Raw genomic sequence first — 18,281 nt, 5'->3', positions numbered from 1 at the left:
CCCTTTTTCAGCCTATGAATCTTATCAGTCGTTAGAGCGAGAGCTGTTCAATGTGCTTAAAAATATTGGCGGAAGTCATAAAGTGGCTTTTTCATAAAGGTTAAATTAATTTTACATGGGTACTTAAACTTACCTAAGCATCTTATTCAGATTGACTACAAAGAAGAAACACGAGAGTTTTTTGCAGATAATAAATTACGTCGAGTTGCCGTGACTCCAGCGAGTCCGGCTTTAAATGGCTACCAAAAAGGAAAATGTTTTTATTGTTTTAGAGAAATTTCCATTGATAAAGAAAATAGTGCGGATTTTGCGGATGTGGATCATTTTTTTCCACATATTTTACGTCAATGCGACTCAGAAAAACCTATCAATGGTGTCGCTAATTTGGTGTTAGCGTGTACAGACTGTAATCGTGGAGTGGGTGGTAAATTTTCTCAATTACCTTCTGTAGACTTATTGGAGCGTTTAAGTAATCGAAATGAATACCTTATTACAAGCCATCACCCTTTAAGAGAAACGTTGATTGTGCAAACGGGAAATACAGTGGCAAAACGCAAAAATTATCTGCAAGATGCTTATAATTGCTCGACACTGTATTTTGGAGTTAAAAGTAAATGGCAACCAAAGCCACAAGGCAAGGCTACTTTTTAATAACAACATTATGCCAAGTTAAGTCGCGCTTTACTTCTATTTCAGATTCATTTAACAGTATTTCACATCCCTTACTCTCAAATAAATTTAAAAATTCTTTCGTATTGATTGGATCGTACAGTTTTTCATTTTCTCGGTAATGTGGTTCATTTGTGGTTCTAAAAGATACAATTAAGCATCCATTCTTCTTTAGTAGTTCTAATAAACGCTGACAAGCGCACTCTAATTTTGTTTGTGGAATGTGCATTAAAACAGCAGAGCATAGGATGTTTTGAAAAGAGTTTGCTCTTAGAGTTTTAAGATTAGGTAAATGATCTTCTGAAAAATATTCTGATGGATATAAAGATATAGCTTCATTTAACATTCCTATTGATGCATCAATACCAATACAGGGATAACCTTGCTGGTTTAGCCAGTGCGTATCTCTACCTATGCCACAGCCAATATCTACAGAATTTCCTTCTTTTATAAAATATTGCTGAATAAGTTGATAGATTCGTTCAGGTATTAAGGTTGAGTGTAGCTTGGCAATTTTTTTAGCATCTTGGTTGTAGGCTTTAATTGTTTTGTTATCCATATTTAGAAGAAAAGGAAGTAGAGAGGATATGTTAATTGTAATGCATTTTTAATAGTGCAGGATAATAGTGAGTACGTTATTTAGAAGCATAATTTATATGTTAGTTATGGCTCTGGTAAAAGTCATTTAGCGGTTGTCTTGGCTCAGTTATTACGCGATGGCGCGAGTTCTGATGGATTTTCTAAGTTAATTGCACGCCTAGCACAGGCCGATAAAAAATCATTAGCGCAATCGTTAAAAAGCACTTTTTTACCGAAAGAAGATGCTGATGCAAAGCCCTACTTGTTGGTATCACTTTATGCGTCAGGGACGACTTCATTAGGTGCAAAGTTAATGGAAGGTCTATACGATGCGCTGCAAAGAGAGCGTCATTTAGATATTAAGGAAATTTTACCTTCAACGGAATATGAAGTGTGTGTACAGCGCTTTGAGGAAATGGCGGCAGAAAACCCTAATTTTGTTAATGCGGATTTATCAGAATGGGGTTTAGACGATTATTTTTCTACTGAAGATTTAGTAGTTGATTTAAGAAATCACCAACCTTTGGCGCTAGATGTTTTTTTGCGCTGGCATGAAAAAGTCTGCTTTGGTCAGGCGTTTGATATTTCACAAGCAGGTGGAAAAAATTTCATTGAAGCCTATTTAGAAGCGGGTAAGAATTTAGCCGAAAAATATCATTTTGGCGGCATCGTTGTGCTTTGGGGTGAGTTTGGTAATGCGCTAGAAGATTTGATTGGCAACACAGCACGTAATGCTGGGCAAGAAATCATGTCATTACAAAATTTTGTTGAGAAAACGTGTGCGCCAGATGCGGGACACACTTTATTTTTTGGCGTAACGCACGTTTCTTTTCCTGAGTATGCAAGCCGTACCAATGCTTCTGAAACGATTAAGGAGGGATTAGAAAAAATATCTGGACGTTTTAATAGGCCGTTTAAAGTGGAGTTGAATGCGGCTGAAAGTGATGGCTATCATTTGTTAGGTATGCAAAAAATGTGGTCAGAGCAGGGACGTACCTTATTAGCAGAAGAGCAAAAAGCGAAACAGAGCCTTTTAGATGTTTGTCATAAACTGCCTTTGTTTCAAACATTAAGCGCGCATTTAGAACAGGTCTTTGAGGATGTTTATCCATTACACCCTGTGATGGCAGTGGGTTTATTTAATTTATCAAAAATGGCGCAGGCTAATCGTACGGCATTAACTTTTTTTCGTGATAATGCGGGTGATATTTTAAATTCGGAATTAACCGATCATCAGCTATGGAAAAAGGAGTTAGTCCGGTTTCCTAAGTTATTGCATTATTATGCGGATAATTTAAAGAAAGAATCAGGCAGTGATTGGCGACGTTATGAGCAAGCACTCTCTAATGTAAATGGTGATAATGCAACTGAAGTGAATGCGAGAAAGGATATTTTAAGTACCTTATTATTAGCTCAGCTATTAGGAGAGAATTTTAAGGCGAGTGAAGAATTTCTAGCTTGTGCGCTTTATGATGCTTTGCCTAATACGGTTGCTGCTGAGCCATTAAATCAAAATTTAGCGTGGTTAAAAGCGGCAGGTGTGATTTGGAAAAATAACGCGAGTCATTTTTGGTCATTAGCCGGAGAGGGTGGCGTTGATATTGATGTTTTGATTGAAAAACATACAAAAATGTTTTCTGGACGTAGCCATCAAACCTTATTAGAAGACTACCCTGTTATGCAGGATGATTTGTTGCCAACACTGGGTGAACATGATTTGGAACCGTCAGAGTGCGGCATTATTCGTTCATTTGCGGTAGAGGTATTAACGCCTCCTTTTGCTCCTGAGAAAATAAAGGTAAAAGCGCCTTTATTATCTGCTCAGGTGTTTTTGTTATTAGCGCAGACTCAGCAAGAGGTGTTAACAGCCAAAGCCAGAATTCAAGAGATGGCGCAGAAAAATGTTTATTTTTGGATGCCTGTACAGGGAATAGAGGCGCAAGTGCATGAAGAAAATGGCGCAAGCTATCGACTTAATGATTTGATGTGTCGTTACTTGGCAATCAATGAACAGCTAAGGCAAGGCACTGCTCTATCTGAGGATTTACGCCGTCAATTAGAAGCTAAATGGGAAAGTAACCGTCAAGCTATTAAACGAATATTACAAGTCTTGTATGGTCGTGCTGGATTGAAATCTGCTCAGTGTCAGGTATTTAAAGCGGGGTCTACTGAAGCACTAGCGTGTCATAGTTGGCATGGGTTTAGAGCTTATTTGGCTGATGAGGTGAATAGTCTTTATACGAAAGAATTACCGATTCGTGCGATGAATATGAATGTGTTGCGTGATGAGAAATATACCGGCAGTGCTAAAATCGTTAAATTAGTTGAGCGGATTCTGGCGTTTGATGATAATCCTACATATCAAACGGATTTATTAGGTGAAGTAAAGGAAACGAGTGAGCCTTCGGCATTAATTGATGGGATTTTAGGGGTAAATAAGTTGTTTATTCAGCGTTCTAATGGATGGGGGATTAGGTCGGTTGAGGAGACACAGGGTGTGTTAAAAGAGGTATTGAAATTATTGCATGATACTTTTTTAAGGAAGCGTGAAAACCCTTATGCTGTGAGTGCATTAAGAAAAAAATTAATTGCTGCGCCTTATGGGTTGCCCGCTTGTACTCTAGCATTATTCGCGGCTGTGGCTATTCGACATGAAGTTAAGCGCTTGCGTTGGGGAAGTGCTAAAAATGAAAGCAATTTTGCTAAAAATTTAGTAGAAGCTTTTACTGAGAATAGTCAGTTGACTATTCGTTTATTTGAATTTGGTAAAAAACAGTTTGCTATGCTTTTTTTATTGGGTCAAAGTCTTGGCATTGAAAAGGATGAAGAGCAACCTAATGAAGAGTATGCAACGGTGTGTGTGGCAAAGTTTAGAGAGCTAATAAGAGGGAAGCCTGACGGTGTTAAGCAATCAAATCAGTTGGATTTTAAAACTCAGAAGTTAGTGAGGTTTCTTGAGCTACCAGGGAAAAGCACTCAAGATTTGGCTGATTTTTTGATTGATTTATTAGAACTTAAAAATGATTTGCCCGATGCCAATGTAACGAAAGTGTTTGCCGCTATTAAGGTATTATTAGATGATTTCTTGAAAGTTGAAGATGCTAAATTACATGAAATAAAGCTGTGCTGGGATAAGGTGTTTCCTGTAAGCAGTAGTGAAAGAGATGTAATTATGTCTCGTTTACAGCATATTCCTGGACATCAAGCTAATCAATTGAAGAGTTTATTAGGAGGAGCAAACTATGCATCCGATGTTTTTCCTAAAGAAATTATTCATAAAATGCTAGGTAAGTTGTTTGATGACTGTACGGATTCGGATATTGGGGGTTGTACAGCAGCATTGGAAATGTTATTTGAACAAGCTAGGCAACCGGCTCCAAAAATACCTGAGCCTCCTGTTGTTTCGCCTGTACCTGTTCCAGATGTCACGCCACCAGCAACAAAAAGATTCCCTGATTTATTTCCTAGAATAATATCAGAGATAAATGAGCCGGAGTCATTTGAGTCAGTTAAATTAAAGCTAGATAATGTGCTGAGTGCTTCTAAGTTATCTAAAGCTGAAGTAGTGAGTTTATTGGAAAGGTTGCTAAACGAACACAAGGAGTAAAGTAATGAGTGTTCAATTTGTAATTGATACCTTTCATATTGATATTGACAGCGCTACTGTTGCTGAGCCTGAGTCGCATGCCATTGAGCAGCTAAGAAATAGAATTAATCAGCACTTAAAAAGTGATAATGAAAGCGTATTACGTATACGATTTAATAGTAAGGCATTATTTAATCGGTTTAGTTACTTTGAAGGGTTGCATGGCGTTTTAGCGACACAGAGCTTAATTCCGCGTTCGGTGTATCGTGATGCTGTGCACATGGTTTTACCTGAATGGCTATCTAATGAACTGATTATTCAGTTGGGGTTGCTCGATCATTCTATTGATGGCAGTGCAGACTCTGATTTGATTGATAGAATTATTATCAGTTGTAGCCCTGAATTATTGAGTGATGATTTCTCTTTATTTGCACAAGCACTCATGCAGCAATCAGGTGCTTTTTGGAGTATGTTGCGTATTGTAGAGGTGCAAACGCATTTTATGGCTTATTTAATGCGCGTATTTGATTTCTCTGAAGAGCTGTCTGAACTTTTTATAGCGCATTTATTAAAATCAGAATCTGCGGCATTATTTTTTTCTCTTCTCGCTTACGAACAGCATCAAGAGCTATTGCGGAAAAGGTTTTCTCAATCCAAATTGAGTCTAGCTTTACCGGCTAGATCACTCCCTACCTTATTATTAAAAACGCCTTTATTGGCTTTGCCTGAGGGCAAGGCAAAAGAGTTACCTATAAAGTGTTTGCAAGCTTTAGAGGAAGTTTGTCGTCTAGTTGAAAAAGATAAAATAGAGGCGAGTGCTATTGCTGTATTGGTTATAGCCCCGTGGCCTTTAGTATTAAACCGGTTAAAAGAATTGATTCAAAAGAATGTGGGGGTTATTTCAAATGAATTGATAGTTCAATTGGAAGGCTTTGGTAATGAACAAGCGAGTCAATTAGCTGGTGTGTTGGCAGAGCAGTTAGAGCTAACTAAGCTAGGACCTTTAGCTGATAGAGCAACAGTAAGTAAAGCGCTTGATTGGAGCCAAGAGTATTTTGAATTTATTCGACAGCAGTTTTTGTCTCGGCAGGTCGTTGATAATTTACTTAATCTTAGCTTTTCTGAGTGGTTGCTTAACGAGTCATCTCGTATTTCTCGGTCTGATGCAGATTGGCGGCAATTTTCTAAACGTATCGAAAGCTTTTTAGAGCAAAACTATTTGGTTGTGGTCTGTATGGTTGATGCGCTATCAGCAATTAATCAGGATTTATTATTAGAAAGTGTCTCGACAGTTGAGCATTTATCGGTAGCGAGTGAGACTTTATTTGCACCATTACCGACCTTAACTGAAATTGGCAAAATGGCACTTATAACAGGTAAAGAAACGAGCCAATTACCTAGTGATCAAGCATCGGCTATTCGGCAGTGTTATAGCGCATATTTACCTGAGCCAGAGTCGTTAAAATTTGTAAAAAGTTGGAAGTCAGCATCAGAGCATATCGAGGAAAAAACTAATCTCGTTGTGTTTTTAGAAAATAGAATTGATGAGCGCTTGCATGAGTGCGTTGATTTTGAAAAACATAGAAAAGATGTTTCATTGGTTTTACGGCAAATGATGAACTCTATTGATAATTGGAAAAAAGATGCCGCTTATATGAATAGGGACATTGTGTTTTTAGTGACCGCTGATCATGGCATGACGGTAACGCAATCTAAATATCAAGGCGAAATGTTAGGAGAAGCTAAAGAACGTGTATTTAAAGTCCCTGCTTCCTATGTGGGTGAGCATGATGATTTTGCTTTACTAAAATCAGGTGGAAAAAAATCCTATTTAGCGGCTAAAAAGCGAGTTAGATTAGCTGATGATGCATTACTAACGCATGGGGGCTTAACGCCTGAAGAGGTGTTGATTCCTTTTGTTACGTTGTCATCACGTCAAGCTGAGTCCATTAAAACGCCATTAGAATTTAAGCTAGTTAATGAAAAATGTCAGCGACTGAAAGAAAAATCATGGCAAATTAATGTTGAGTTAAGTGCCCATGTCGCTGTTGAGAATATTTCGATTAAATTTATTGAGCCATTGATAGGTGAGGAGTCGGTTGTTGCCATCGCTAAAAATAGTAGTCAGCGCTTGTTATTAGGTTTTTCTTCTCAAAATGAGCAATCTGGAATTATTGAACTTGCTGTTCAGTTGAGTTATGACCGTGAGGGAGCGCATGAAATTAACACCAAGCATTTTGCATGTATTTTTCCTGAACCGCTGATTAATAAAGATGCGACCACACAAGGTTTTGAGGATATGTTTTAAGTATGAATAAAGAAGAGTTAGACAATAAGATTCGTGAAAATTTTAGTGAACTTACGATTGATAAAGCATTAGTCAGGCAACTTAAAATTCGTGAAAAACGTACCATTCCTTCATTTGTAGAGGAGTGGTTAATTTCACGATTTCAAGAGACTGGTAAATCAAATACTGATGTGTATAACGATATTACCAGCTTTATGAGTAAGCATTTACCGGCAAAAACAGAAAAAGAAAAAATTAAGTATCAATTACAAAGGAGTGATGAGGTTGTCTTGTTAGATCGGTTCGATGCCCGTATTGATATTAAAAATGATCGAAAACTAATTACTATTCCTTGCTTAGATGAACGTAATGCACATGTTTCGCATGAGGTGTTAGAGCAAAATTCTTCTTTGTTAGAAGGTGGGCAGTGGGGAGCAGGCCGTTTAGCTGTACGGGATGAGGGTAAAGATAAAATTATTGAGTTAATTGAGTTTCACCCAATGCAGTCGGGTACTGTGCGGTTAGAGCAACTTATTCATGCTAGAAAAGAATTTACTACGCGTGAGTGGATAGGCTTATTAATGCGCACGATGGGCTATGAGCCTTCAGCGTATACAGAAGAGCAGCAGAATAATGTCATATTGCGCTTATTGCCGTTAGTGCAAAATAACCTGAATATGATGGAGCTTGCGCCTAAAGGCACAGGTAAGTCATTTATTTATTCTAATTTGAGTCGTTATGTGTGGCTGAATAGCGGTGGCGCATTAACACAAGCCCAATTGTTTATGAACCTTAGCACCAAAGAGGTAGGCTTAATTGGAAAGTATGATTTGCTGGTTTTGGATGAAGGTCAATCAATTAATTTTAAAGGTGCTGATGATATCCATGCGAAATTTAAAGATTTTTTAGAGTCAGGACAATATAGTATCGGCCAAGAAAAAGTGACAAGTGAGTGTGGATTAATTGTTTTGGCGAATATTGATTTATATGATGGCCAACCAAGACAGACTGATTACATTAAAAACCTACCTGAAATGTTTCATGATGATGCATTGATAGATCGTTTTCACGGCATTATCCCAGGCTGGAAAATCCCGCGATTCACAACAGAATCAGCCGCACAAGGTTACGGTATTAAGGCTGATGTCTTCGGCCAATTTTTACATCAATTACGTTTAGTGAGCCATGTTGAGTTTCCGTATGGACAGGTGCCTGATCTTAAAGGAGATAGCAGAGATGTGACAGCCGTAACGCGATTAGCCTCTGCTTTGTCTAAATTATTATTGTTAAATCCTGAAGATGCGGATTATGAAGAGTATGTCATGGCTCCTGCTAAAGATTTAAGGCAGCGGGTGAGAGGGCAGTTAGCTGAATTGAATCCGCATGAGTTTGGAGCGGCACTCAAAGTTAAGTAAGTCGAGTTAATGAGTTTGGAGCTTAGAATAGGATGAATGTAGATAAATTAGGAAGCCTCTATTTCTCTAGGGAACATGATTTAGATAGGGAGTTATTTACCCCCCTTGCTTCTTGCTCTCACAAAATAAGGTGTATGACAGGCTACTTTACAAGTAGTGTGTTGAGTGAACTCGCTCATTCGTTAATCTGTTTTTTAACGCATACTGAAGGAAATATTCAATTCATTATCAGTCCTAATTTATCCGAACAAGACCTTAATGCAATAGGAAAATCTGTCGAGCTTAATGAAAGCTTTATTCATATTTTATTTCCTGATTTTGAATTAACAGAGAATGCTTTGAAATTTAAAGCACTCAATGCTTTAAGTTACCTGATTGCAACAAAAAGGCTAACATTGAAAATTGCACTTCAGGATACTGGGATGTTTCATACGAAGTGTTGGCTTTTTGATCTGGATCAAGGTGTTGTTGCTGTGCATGGGTCTATTAATGCGACTCAGTCAGGTATAGCCAGAAATTTTGAGCAAATTGCCGTTAATAAATCTTGGGAGAGTGATAATTCAAAAGGTGTAGTGGATAAGATCGACTTAACTTTTCAGAATATCTGGGAGGGAAATTATGAGGGACTTAAAACAATTCCACTCAATAAAGCGTGTGTTAACTATCTATTAAAAAAATATGAAGATCTGGAGAAAAGTGAAGATATCCAGCACTCACTTATGAGGGGCTTGCTGGATATTACCGCAAGTGGAAGTTCATTAACTGGCTCCGTTCAATGTTTAACGGTGCCGACTTGGTTGAACTATACTTCTGGAGACTTCGCGCATCAAGGTAAGGCAATTGATGCATGGATTGGTAATGAAGGACAAGGGATATTAGCTATTGCGACGGGAGGAGGAAAAACTTTAACGGCTTTAGTTGCTGCTTCGCTTATGGTTGCAAAAGAAGAGAGTTTATTCATTGTTATTGCCGTGCCTACTATTGCTTTACTTAATCAGTGGGCTGATGATGTTAAGGCTTTTGGTGTTGAACCATTAAAAACTCAAGGTGAGCAGTTAGGTCCGCAAATGAATTATGGACTACGTCGATTACGCTTAAAGAGTGCAAAGTGTGAAGTGATGATTGTGACTCACGAATCATTGAAGTCTGCAAAAATGCTTCGACTTTTAGATAAAGCCCAAAAAAGTACATCATTAATGTTGATTGGGGATGAAGTTCATAATTTAGGGAGTATCGGCTTTCAAAGTGTTGCTCCAGATGTTTTTAAATATCGCTTAGGGCTCTCAGCGACTTTTCAGAGACAATTTGACGAAGAAGGAACGAAGTTTTTATTGGATTATTTTGGCTCTGTTGTTTTTGACTTTGGTTTGGATGAAGCCATTGGTGTTTGTTTGGTTCCCTTTGATTACTTTGTGCATATAGTCACATTAGACGAGTATGAAGAAGAAGAGTGGGCAGAATTAACTTTTAAAATTAAAAAACTAAGTTATGCGGCTGAATTAGCAAATGGTTCTCATGAGAAAGAGTTATGGCAGGCATTATGTATTAAACGTAGAAGGGTTGTTGAGAGTGCTTCAGCTAAAATATCCGTGTTAGCTTCAATTTTCAGTAGGATGGAACTTAATAAAGCGCTTGTTTTTTGTACTGATAAAGATCCGAAACAACTTAATCAAGTGAATGCTTTACTTAATAATAAACGTATAAATTTTCATCAGATTACGGCGGAAGAAACAGCAAATAAAAAGAAATTAGCTGGTTTGATTAAAAGCTTTGATAGTGGTGAGCTAAAGGTTTTAACGTCTAAGCGTGTATTAGATGAAGGTTTTAATATACCGCAAACAGAAACGGCTTTTTTACTGGCTAGTAATACAGTTAAGCGGCAATGGGTGCAGCGCTTAGGACGAGTTTTAAGGCAATCGCTAAAAACACATAAACAAAAAGCGATTATTCATGATTTTGTTGTTATGCCATCAGTGAGTAGTGAGGGTATAGATTTAGACTTAAAAGGATTAATTAAATCGGAATTACAGCGGATTCAGTTTTTTGACTCACTTTGTCAAAATGGTTTGGAAAGAAATGGAACAGCAGATGTAGTCGAGCAACTTTTAGAGTTATTGGAGGTATAATGAGTATAAATTATAAGCGAATGTCTGACTTGATCGAGCAGGAAGTCAATAAATTACCTGACTTATCTACTAGCCAATGTGAAAGGCTAAAAAATTTAATGGATAAAATTTATATGATGGAGTCAACTCAATCGTCAAGCGCACAGAGTTTGATTGAAGAGATCATGTCAGAAATGAGTCTTGTGGCTGATTTATGGAAAGCAGTGGGTAATCAATGAAGTTAATTCATGCACATATAAAAAACTTTAGATTATTAAAAGATTTACAGTTAGATTTTTCAACAGATGAGAATAAACCTCTTACTGTGATTCGTGCAGCGAATGAATCGGGAAAAACGACTTCAGAAACGGCTTTAATTTGGGGGCTTTACGGATCTTCATCAGCGCTTCCCAATAAAGGTGCTAAATACCCTTTATACCCTTCTGATGCTTTAGCTAATAAGGAACGCAAGGTTGAAATTTCAGTTGAAATTGAATTTGAAACAGAGCGCGTTGTACCTGTAGGTAAGGGTAGACAAATGGTTAAGCAAGTGCGTTATCGATTATTAAGAAACTGCATTGAATACCCATCAACGTCCGAGTATGTCAAGCGTGAATCTGAAAGGGTGAGCCTACATGAAGTGACACAAAAAGGTACGGGTAGAGTGCTTGATTCACACATAAAAGGCATTATTGAGGAAACGATTCCTGAAGCACTAAAAGATGTGTATTTTACTGATGGTGATAGCGCCATGTCTTTTATTGAGGCGGCAGCTACTCAGGGGGCAAAACGCAAGCGTGTAAAAGATGCTATTGAAGCATTGTTAGGGCTACAAGTCTTAGAGCAAACATCTAAACATATAGATTCTGTAACAAGAAAATTTCAGTCTAAGATTGATAGTACAGATTATGCAGAGAAATCTGAAAAAATAAATGATCAGCTTGATGGATACAGTGAAGATATTGATGAGTGGAGTGAAGAACTCAAAAATAGGGAAAATGAAATCATTGATGGGTCAAAAAAACTAGGTGATGCAGAAAAAAAGATAGAAGATATTTTAAAGTTAGGTGACAAGGAACAATTAGTTAGAGAAATACAAGGGTATAAAAAAAATATTATGCGCAGTCAGGGGGCTGCGGATAGAGCCTTAAAAGATTTGTCATTAATCATGAGAAATCCTGACATGAGTGCTTCAATGATTATGAAGCCCGCTAATAAAGGTTTAGAAATTCTTAATGACTTAAACAAAAATAAGCAATTACCTAAAGTTAATATTCCTATTCTTGAAGAGTTATTAGATCGAGCGAATTGTTTTTGTGGAGCAGATTTATCTGAACAGACAGCAGAAGGTAAAATACGACACCAATCTATTGAAACGGCTATTGAGAAAAGTAGAAGTTCTGATGCACTTCAGGAATCTGCCTCTAGTCTTTTTTATAGCGTTAGAAGTGAGCCTTTTGATACTTCAGTTAGGCAGAAGTGGATAATAAAATATAGTGATGCATGTGAAAATTATGAACAAAGTGTCGTTTCTTTTAGTGATTTAGAGCAGAGGCTACAAGAAAAGGAAAAGGAAAAAGATAAAATTAATGATGAGCAGTTACAGGCTCTTAGGCAGCAAGAGCAGACTCTAAAAAGGAAGTTAAATACATCACGGGTTGAAGTAGGTGCGCTTTCTGAAAAAATAAGTGATGCTAAAGGGCGAATTTCAGATTTAAAAAGAGAGCAACAAGTCGTTGAAAGTAAGTTAAATAAAAATGACACTTCCACAGATAAATTACAGCTTTCACGCTTAACGAAAACAGTGTTTGAAAATATATTTGATTTTTTGAGGAAAAATGAAGTTAAACGTGTCAGTGATGAAATGAATCGTATTTTTTTGGATATGATTGGAGCTGATCCTGATAATAATCACCTTGCTACTATTACTAAAGCAGAATTAACTGAAGAGTTTGATATTTTAGTTTATGGTTCAAATGGTCATAAATTGAATCCAGATCAAGATTTGAATGGCGCATCAAGAAGGGCAATTACCTTAGCCTTTATTTTAGCTTTAACAAAGGTAAGCGAAGTTAAAGCGCCTAATGTTATTGATACGCCATTAGGTATGATGTCTGGTTATGTGAAGCAATCGGTTTTAAATAAAACGCTTGAGGAAGGCTCACAAATTATTTTGTTTCTAACGCATGATGAAATACAAGGCGTAGAAAGCATACTTGATAATAAAGCAGGCATAATTTACACGCTCACAAATCCGGCACATTCAAAAATGTTGGTTCACCCTTCAGCCGCTACTGATATTGGAGTTATTCGTTGTGCCTGTAATCACCGTGAATCTTGTGTCATTTGTGCAAGAAAAAATATTGACGAGATAGGGAATTAATCATGAGTAATAACCCATTTACAGCATTCCCAATCGATATACCTAAGAAATATCAAGAAGCAATTAAAAAATATTGTAAGACAGGTGAGGCAAGGGAGGGAAAGCAAGAAAAATGGAAACCTGAATTTACACCTTTTGAAAGGCAGGTGGACTTCTGGTTTATGGCATTTTTAATTGCGGTTAATAAAGAATTAGAGCCTATTAAAGGGACAGATACTTATACTCCAATTTCCGGTGAAATTTTATCTCGTGACCCTAAACGAGCAGATTTTATGCGCTTAGTTGTTTTAGGTATAACAGAAAAATTTGATATTTTAGCTGATAATAAAGCGATATTTAATTATTGCATAGGCTTAGCAAATGCAGGGATTCCTTATTTAATTCAGATATTAGAAGATCCAGATGATCGTCCTTTGTGGGCTATTTTGGGTGAATTAGAATCATTGACTGAATCATAAGATCGCATTGATATAAGGAGCTTCTCGTTCCCAGCCTAGATCTTGGAAGTGAGTTAAAGTTCCAGATTAGGAATGGGTTAAAGTTGTTATTGCACCGCAAGGAGCCTTAATCGCCTAACTTCAGTACAAATAATTTCCCCTGCTTGTTGTATTTCTTGCGCTGTCGTATAGCGTCCAAAGCTAAACCTTATGGCAGAGTAAAGTCTTTCACCTTCAATGCCCATTGCTCTTAATACATAAGAAGCTTCAATGGCGCCTGAATTACAGGCGGAGCTGGAAGAGAGGGCGACTTGATCTCTTAGGGCTATGATTAATGAGTCTGAGCTGACATTTTCAAAGCTCATGTTAATAATGTTGGGTAGATAGGAATTAGAACTGCCATTAAGCGTGATGCCATCAAGACCACCTAATTTCTCTAGGAATGCGTGGCGTAGTGAAGTGATATGTTGGGAATCATTATTTAACCGTTCATGGGCTAATTCAAATGCTTTGGCCATGCCTGCAATTTGGTGCGTTGCTAAAGTGCCTGGACGTAGACTGTATTCTTGACCGCCGCCATGAATGAGTGGTTGTAAGTGTATTCTGGCGCGGTGACGGATAAATAAACAACCGATACCTTTAGGACCGTAAAATTTATGTGCGGAAAGTGAGAGTAAATCTATGGGTAATTGGCTTAGATTAATCGCTATTTTTCCTGCACTTTGTGCGGCATCGACATGTAATAAAATATTCTTTTCGCTGGTGAGCTTTGCAATGGCAGCAATATCTTGTATCACACCTGTTTCATTGTTCACCTGCATGATGGACACTAATAAGGTAGTTTCTGTGATGGCATTGTTTAGTTGTTCAATATTAATCAAACCCTTCATATCAGGCTTTAAGTAAGTCACGCTAAAGCCTTCTTTTTCGAGTCGTTTGCAGGTATCTAAAACAGCTTTATGCTCTGTTGCAACGGTAATAATATGATTACCTTGATCGCGTCGACTATAAGCGATACCTTTAATTGCAAGGTTGTTAGACTCGGTTGCGCCGGATGTAAAAATCAGCTCTTTGGCTTTGCAATGTAAATGTTTGGCCATAGTTGAACGGGCATTTTCAACCGCTATTTCTGCTTGTTCACCAAAGCAGTGTTGGATAGAGGAAGGGTTGGCAAAAATGCCATCAGTAGTAAGATGTTGCATCATGCATTTTGCAACGTCAGGAGCAACGGGTGTGGTGGCAGCGTAGTCGAGATAGATTGGATTATTCAAGGGGAGGGCTCTTAATTTCTTTTTTCATTTGTTCAGGCATTAGTTTGCTTCTGGTATATTCTTACTTGCAAAGCTTTTATCTATAGTTGATAGCGGCATAAATAGGTTATCTAGCTGTTCAGGTAAGGATAAAAAGCCAAATTGCTGATAATAGGTTTTTGCTTGCTTATGTTTGGCATCAACAAATAACCCAGCAAGCCCCATTGTTTTACTTACATTTAAGGTTTTTTGCATGGCATCAATCAATAATATTTCGCCATATCCTTTTCTTTGCTGATCAATAGAAACAGCTAATTTTGCCAATTTGGCGGCAGGAATTCTTCTAGGGTATTTCTTTTTCCAGTGGTGAGGAATCTCCTCAGTTAGCACTTCACACACGACTAAACTCATATAGGCAATAATCTCTGCCGGTTGTTCTGTATCAATAAGAACAAAGGTTTTAGATAGACCTTTATTCATGTGTTGATGCGCTATTTTTTGCAAAAAATGATTTAATGCTGGGTTGCTGCAGTCAAATTCAGTTCTATTATGTACTTTAGTTAGCGGCTCAATGTTGATGATAGTTGAACTCACTGAATGTTGATTCGGTAATTTTTAACTGCATTTTTTAGTTTTGTATTGGGCTCTGGTGGGTTTTCCAGACTATCAAAAAAGAGCTGAGCATCTTTATTGCCAAGATGTATTATTTTATCTTTTTCAATGATGCTTTTTGCTTTTTCAAGCGCTGATTGCACTAAAAACTGATTGAGTGTTGCTCCTGTTAAGTCAGCGGCAGCTATCAGTGTTTCTTTGATTTGTTCACTTACTCTTGCGGTAATGCGCTCATTATTGATGGTGGGCATGGTATATTTTCTTTTATTTGGGTGACATATTGACACCTTAAGTAAATTGTAATTTTTTGTCAATGTCTTTTAATAAAAAGAAGGCAGAATCTACTTTTGGTTTGAATGTTCTTGAGTTTTAGCTTTTAGCGCCTTAATGGATTTTTGAAAAAAATCACTTTAACCATTGTAAATAAGGATTTCAAATCCATATTTACAATGGTTAATTACTTTTTGGCATAAAAGCGAAATCCTTTAATTTCCATTTGATTATTATCCAGTATCATTTTTAAAGCATCGAGCCTGATACCATAACGATTATTAGCGGGTAAAAACAGCTCAATTTTTTTATCGAAGCTGACTTGTTTTTTGTAATTAGGGTAATCTTCAGTGAGATAGTGCGATTTAAAATATAGCGGTTGCTGAACGTGTTCTTCTACATAATCAAAATAATCGACCGATTGCTGCGCTAACTTCACTTTAATGCGTTCTTTGAGTAAGGGCAGCGGTGAATCATTAAAATTTTCATAGCCCATAAACGACACTTTGCCAGAATGGAAATGAATTTTTATCAGTTGTATGTCATCGAGTTCGCCATAAAGTTGAACGGCACAACCGACATAAACACGTAGCACGGCTGGTAAAAGGTCAATAAAATCTTTATGAAAGGTCAGAGAATGATTCTCGAGTAAGGAGCTGGCAGGTAAGTGCGCCTTTGCTTTCAGGCTAGTTTTTGTAATCAGCTCGGTGTTTGCCACAGAAAATAATAATTCACGCGTAATTTCAATGGCGTTATTGTAATTACCGAAGAAGGATTTTACATCGCGCTGTAATTGATCAGGCAATTGTGTGTACGGTTTACGTTTATCAAATTGAGATAAGGCAAAATAAACTAATAAATCCTCTTGTCGATACTGTTCTGCTTGGGCAAACTCATTGTCCTCAAAAAAGCTATTGAGTAAGGTAAAGGTTTTATGGTGCGAGCCAACCAATTCTTTGATTTTATCTGCATCAGAAAATTCATCATTGGCTGGGATACGGCCTAAGATTAAGCAGGTATTCCAGAACTCTTTAAAAAGTGCTTCATGTTCTACATAAACTAACTCAAACTTTTCTTTACTACTGGTTGGGCGTGTGGTGATTTGTTTCCAGTTATGATGACGCTTTTGCCTATCTGCTAAAAATAACTGTTCTTCTAGCTTGTCTTTAAAAACAAAGAAAATCCCAGGGCCAACGGCAATGGCATTTTCATCGAGGGTATTTTCAATAAAGGCTTGTAATTCAGATTGCGAATAATATTTTTGGAAGGTGTTAAGTGAGGTAATTACGCCATCTTTATAAGCTGTGAATTTTTGGATATGCGCTTCGCCGGCAATCATAGCCGACACGACTAAGAGCTTTTGGGTAAGTTCAAATGCAAGATGAATTGCCTCAATACGCTCTTCGCGATCTTCAATCACATTAATAACAAAGCCGATATTGACCAAATCACAAGGAAAGCGATCGACTTCAGGGCGGTGCGTAGGATCCCATCCAGCGGCATCAATGCCATGCGCTTCGAGTTCTTTTAAATCATCACCTAAGCCGCAGCCATAATCAAAGACCGTGTATTCACCATTTAAGTAGCTGTGTTTTGCTAAAGCTTTCATGGGAGAAGACAGAGATTGGCGCTGTATGGCGGTTTTATGGCGGTCAATCGTATTATTGGCAGGTGTTGCTGCGTTTATCACCGCACTTAATCGAAATAAGCGTCCATCCACTAATTCATAGCCATGTTGATGAATCACGCGCTCCCATGATTTTTTAAAGCCAATAATGCGACTATTTTCATAGAGTCCAGCCGCTTCACCTTCTTCCGTAATACTAACAAACTCAGCATAATGATCATCACTAGGACTGATAAACAGCTCTTTACGATGCAATATGGGCGCATTTTCAGTGGCTGTGTAATTCGCTTTTTTTTGGGTTTTATGTTCTAAATCAACGGTGATACTATCCTGCAGGGCAGGATATGAATCTTCGTAAAATTGAGGATAATTTAGGTAAGAAAGCCGAAATTGTTGAGTGTGTAGTTTAATAATATTCCAATCGCCTGCAGGTATTTTTAACGCATTAGCAATCAAGATAATAAAGTCTTTTAATTCTGGTGGTATTTCATGAAACGCACTGATATGTAGATAGCGGGCATTACCAACCAGTTTTCCAAGCTTAACTGATTTAATAAGTTGATTAAATTGTATTGCATCCATTGAGCTTACTCTTTCTGCAAAAACTGTTCTTTCTTTATGTTTTTCGGTATCCGCCGTTCAGTTGATGCTTGTTCTAAAAGCGTAATGGCAAAGCTGTTTTCAGGGGCGATACTGATATGAATCGGTCTATTTTTACCGTAAAAATACAGCCGGTCAAATGGCTGGTGGGTTACGATCCATTTAGCGACAGTTAAAGAGTCGGTATTGAGTGCATAAAAATCACAAGCAAACCCATCACGCTTACAAATACGGTTGTTTTTGGAATTCACTTCATAGCCAGCATGCTGGTCTAATTGTGGCGCTATTCCTGGGGAAGGGTGCTTTTTAATCTGGAGTAATAACTCATTGGAACTAACGGTGTCCGACATTTTATTACAGATATGCCATCAAAACAGGTCGGAGCTTGCGCTCAAAGAGCCATGTGGCGCTTTTCTTTAGGAAATTGTTTTTTAAGAACCGCCAAGCTTGTTTGGTAATCT

General features: G+C 37.6%; 14 protein-coding genes. 8 read left to right on the top strand and 6 right to left on the bottom strand.

What is annotated here, in order from left to right; translation table 11 throughout:
* The first annotated feature begins 210 nt into the window (after positions 1 to 210).
* Positions 211 to 651, top strand: coding sequence for an HNH endonuclease family protein (locus BQ7314_RS01960; RefSeq protein ID WP_245394884.1), 441 nt, complete (start codon positions 211 to 213; stop codon positions 649 to 651).
* Here BQ7314_RS01960 and BQ7314_RS01955 read toward each other — a convergent pair.
* On the bottom strand, positions 641 to 1,228 hold the full coding sequence (locus tag BQ7314_RS01955; RefSeq protein ID WP_174482025.1) for a class I SAM-dependent methyltransferase: 588 nt from the start codon (positions 1,226 to 1,228) through the stop codon (positions 641 to 643). The genes BQ7314_RS01960 and BQ7314_RS01955 overlap by 11 nt on opposite strands.
* A 138-nt stretch (positions 1,229 to 1,366) precedes the next feature.
* Here BQ7314_RS01955 and BQ7314_RS01950 point away from each other — a divergent pair, with 138 nt between their 5' ends.
* Genes BQ7314_RS01950 through BQ7314_RS01920 form a run of 7 tightly spaced genes read left to right on the top strand, consistent with a single transcriptional unit; the run spans position 1,367 to position 13,482 of the window.
* Positions 1,367 to 4,855: a hypothetical protein gene (locus BQ7314_RS01950; RefSeq protein WP_174482024.1), complete on the top strand. Its 3,489-nt coding sequence runs from the start codon at positions 1,367 to 1,369 to the stop codon at positions 4,853 to 4,855.
* Positions 4,856 to 4,859: 4 nt separating this feature from the next.
* Positions 4,860 to 7,142, top strand: a complete 2,283-nt coding sequence (locus BQ7314_RS01945; RefSeq protein ID WP_174482023.1) for a PglZ domain-containing protein — start codon at positions 4,860 to 4,862, stop codon at positions 7,140 to 7,142.
* Between the two features lie 2 nt (positions 7,143 to 7,144).
* The gene (brxL, locus tag BQ7314_RS01940; RefSeq protein WP_174482022.1) at positions 7,145 to 8,536 is read left to right on the top strand and encodes a BREX system Lon protease-like protein BrxL; all 1,392 of its coding nucleotides are present in this window, start codon (positions 7,145 to 7,147) and stop codon (positions 8,534 to 8,536) included.
* Positions 8,537 to 8,568: 32 nt separating this feature from the next.
* The gene (locus BQ7314_RS01935) at positions 8,569 to 10,662 is read left to right on the top strand and encodes a DEAD/DEAH box helicase family protein (RefSeq protein ID WP_280953855.1); all 2,094 of its coding nucleotides are present in this window, start codon (positions 8,569 to 8,571) and stop codon (positions 10,660 to 10,662) included.
* Complete coding sequence (locus tag BQ7314_RS01930) at positions 10,662 to 10,880, top strand: hypothetical protein (protein WP_174482020.1); 219 nt, start codon at positions 10,662 to 10,664, stop codon at positions 10,878 to 10,880. Before BQ7314_RS01935 ends, BQ7314_RS01930 begins: the two co-directional genes overlap by 1 nt.
* The gene (locus BQ7314_RS01925; protein WP_174482019.1) at positions 10,877 to 13,024 is read left to right on the top strand and encodes an AAA family ATPase; all 2,148 of its coding nucleotides are present in this window, start codon (positions 10,877 to 10,879) and stop codon (positions 13,022 to 13,024) included. Before BQ7314_RS01930 ends, BQ7314_RS01925 begins: the two co-directional genes overlap by 4 nt.
* Positions 13,025 to 13,026: 2 nt before the next feature.
* Positions 13,027 to 13,482, top strand: a complete 456-nt coding sequence (locus tag BQ7314_RS01920) for a hypothetical protein (protein ID WP_174482018.1) — start codon at positions 13,027 to 13,029, stop codon at positions 13,480 to 13,482.
* 86 nt (positions 13,483 to 13,568) lie between these two features.
* Here the strand turns inward: BQ7314_RS01920 and BQ7314_RS01915 are convergent, their stop codons facing one another.
* The 5 genes from BQ7314_RS01915 to BQ7314_RS01895 all read right to left on the bottom strand — a co-directional run bounded on the left by BQ7314_RS01915 (position 13,569) and on the right by BQ7314_RS01895 (position 18,170).
* Positions 13,569 to 14,732: a cysteine desulfurase family protein gene (locus tag BQ7314_RS01915; RefSeq protein WP_174482017.1), complete on the bottom strand. Its 1,164-nt coding sequence runs from the start codon at positions 14,730 to 14,732 to the stop codon at positions 13,569 to 13,571.
* 39 nt (positions 14,733 to 14,771) lie between these two features.
* Positions 14,772 to 15,305: a GNAT family N-acetyltransferase gene (locus BQ7314_RS01910; protein WP_245394882.1), complete on the bottom strand. Its 534-nt coding sequence runs from the start codon at positions 15,303 to 15,305 to the stop codon at positions 14,772 to 14,774.
* Complete coding sequence (locus tag BQ7314_RS01905) at positions 15,302 to 15,574, bottom strand: type II toxin-antitoxin system TacA family antitoxin (RefSeq protein WP_174482016.1); 273 nt, start codon at positions 15,572 to 15,574, stop codon at positions 15,302 to 15,304. The genes BQ7314_RS01910 and BQ7314_RS01905 overlap by 4 nt, the downstream gene beginning before the upstream one ends.
* A gap of 206 nt (positions 15,575 to 15,780) precedes the next feature.
* Positions 15,781 to 17,802, bottom strand: coding sequence for a DNA phosphorothioation-associated putative methyltransferase (locus BQ7314_RS01900; protein WP_174482015.1), 2,022 nt, complete (start codon positions 17,800 to 17,802; stop codon positions 15,781 to 15,783).
* Between the two features lie 5 nt (positions 17,803 to 17,807).
* The gene (locus BQ7314_RS01895; protein ID WP_174482014.1) at positions 17,808 to 18,170 is read right to left on the bottom strand and encodes a hypothetical protein; all 363 of its coding nucleotides are present in this window, start codon (positions 18,168 to 18,170) and stop codon (positions 17,808 to 17,810) included.
* Positions 18,171 to 18,281 lie beyond the last annotated feature (111 nt).

Source organism: methanotrophic endosymbiont of Bathymodiolus puteoserpentis (Logatchev) (assembly GCF_900128525.1).
In the GTDB taxonomy this organism is placed as follows: Bacteria; Pseudomonadota; Gammaproteobacteria; order Methylococcales; family Methylomonadaceae; genus Methyloprofundus.
This window is presented reverse-complemented; position numbering and strand designations above follow the sequence as displayed.

Coding starts and splice junctions, on each gene's coding strand:
- brxL (WP_174482022.1), top strand. CDS start 7,145: ATGAATAAAGAAGAGTTAGACAATAAGATTCGTGAAAATTTTAGTGAA.
- BQ7314_RS01930 (WP_174482020.1), top strand. CDS start 10,662: ATGAGTATAAATTATAAGCGAATGTCTGACTTGATCGAGCAGGAAGTC.
- BQ7314_RS01900 (WP_174482015.1), bottom strand. CDS start 17,802: ATGGATGCAATACAATTTAATCAACTTATTAAATCAGTTAAGCTTGGA.
- BQ7314_RS01895 (WP_174482014.1), bottom strand. CDS start 18,170: ATGTCGGACACCGTTAGTTCCAATGAGTTATTACTCCAGATTAAAAAG.
- BQ7314_RS01955 (WP_174482025.1), bottom strand. CDS start 1,228: ATGGATAACAAAACAATTAAAGCCTACAACCAAGATGCTAAAAAAATT.
- BQ7314_RS01920 (WP_174482018.1), top strand. CDS start 13,027: ATGAGTAATAACCCATTTACAGCATTCCCAATCGATATACCTAAGAAA.
- BQ7314_RS01905 (WP_174482016.1), bottom strand. CDS start 15,574: ATGCCCACCATCAATAATGAGCGCATTACCGCAAGAGTAAGTGAACAA.
- BQ7314_RS01935 (WP_280953855.1), top strand. CDS start 8,569: ATGAATGTAGATAAATTAGGAAGCCTCTATTTCTCTAGGGAACATGAT.
- BQ7314_RS01945 (WP_174482023.1), top strand. CDS start 4,860: ATGAGTGTTCAATTTGTAATTGATACCTTTCATATTGATATTGACAGC.
- BQ7314_RS01925 (WP_174482019.1), top strand. CDS start 10,877: ATGAAGTTAATTCATGCACATATAAAAAACTTTAGATTATTAAAAGAT.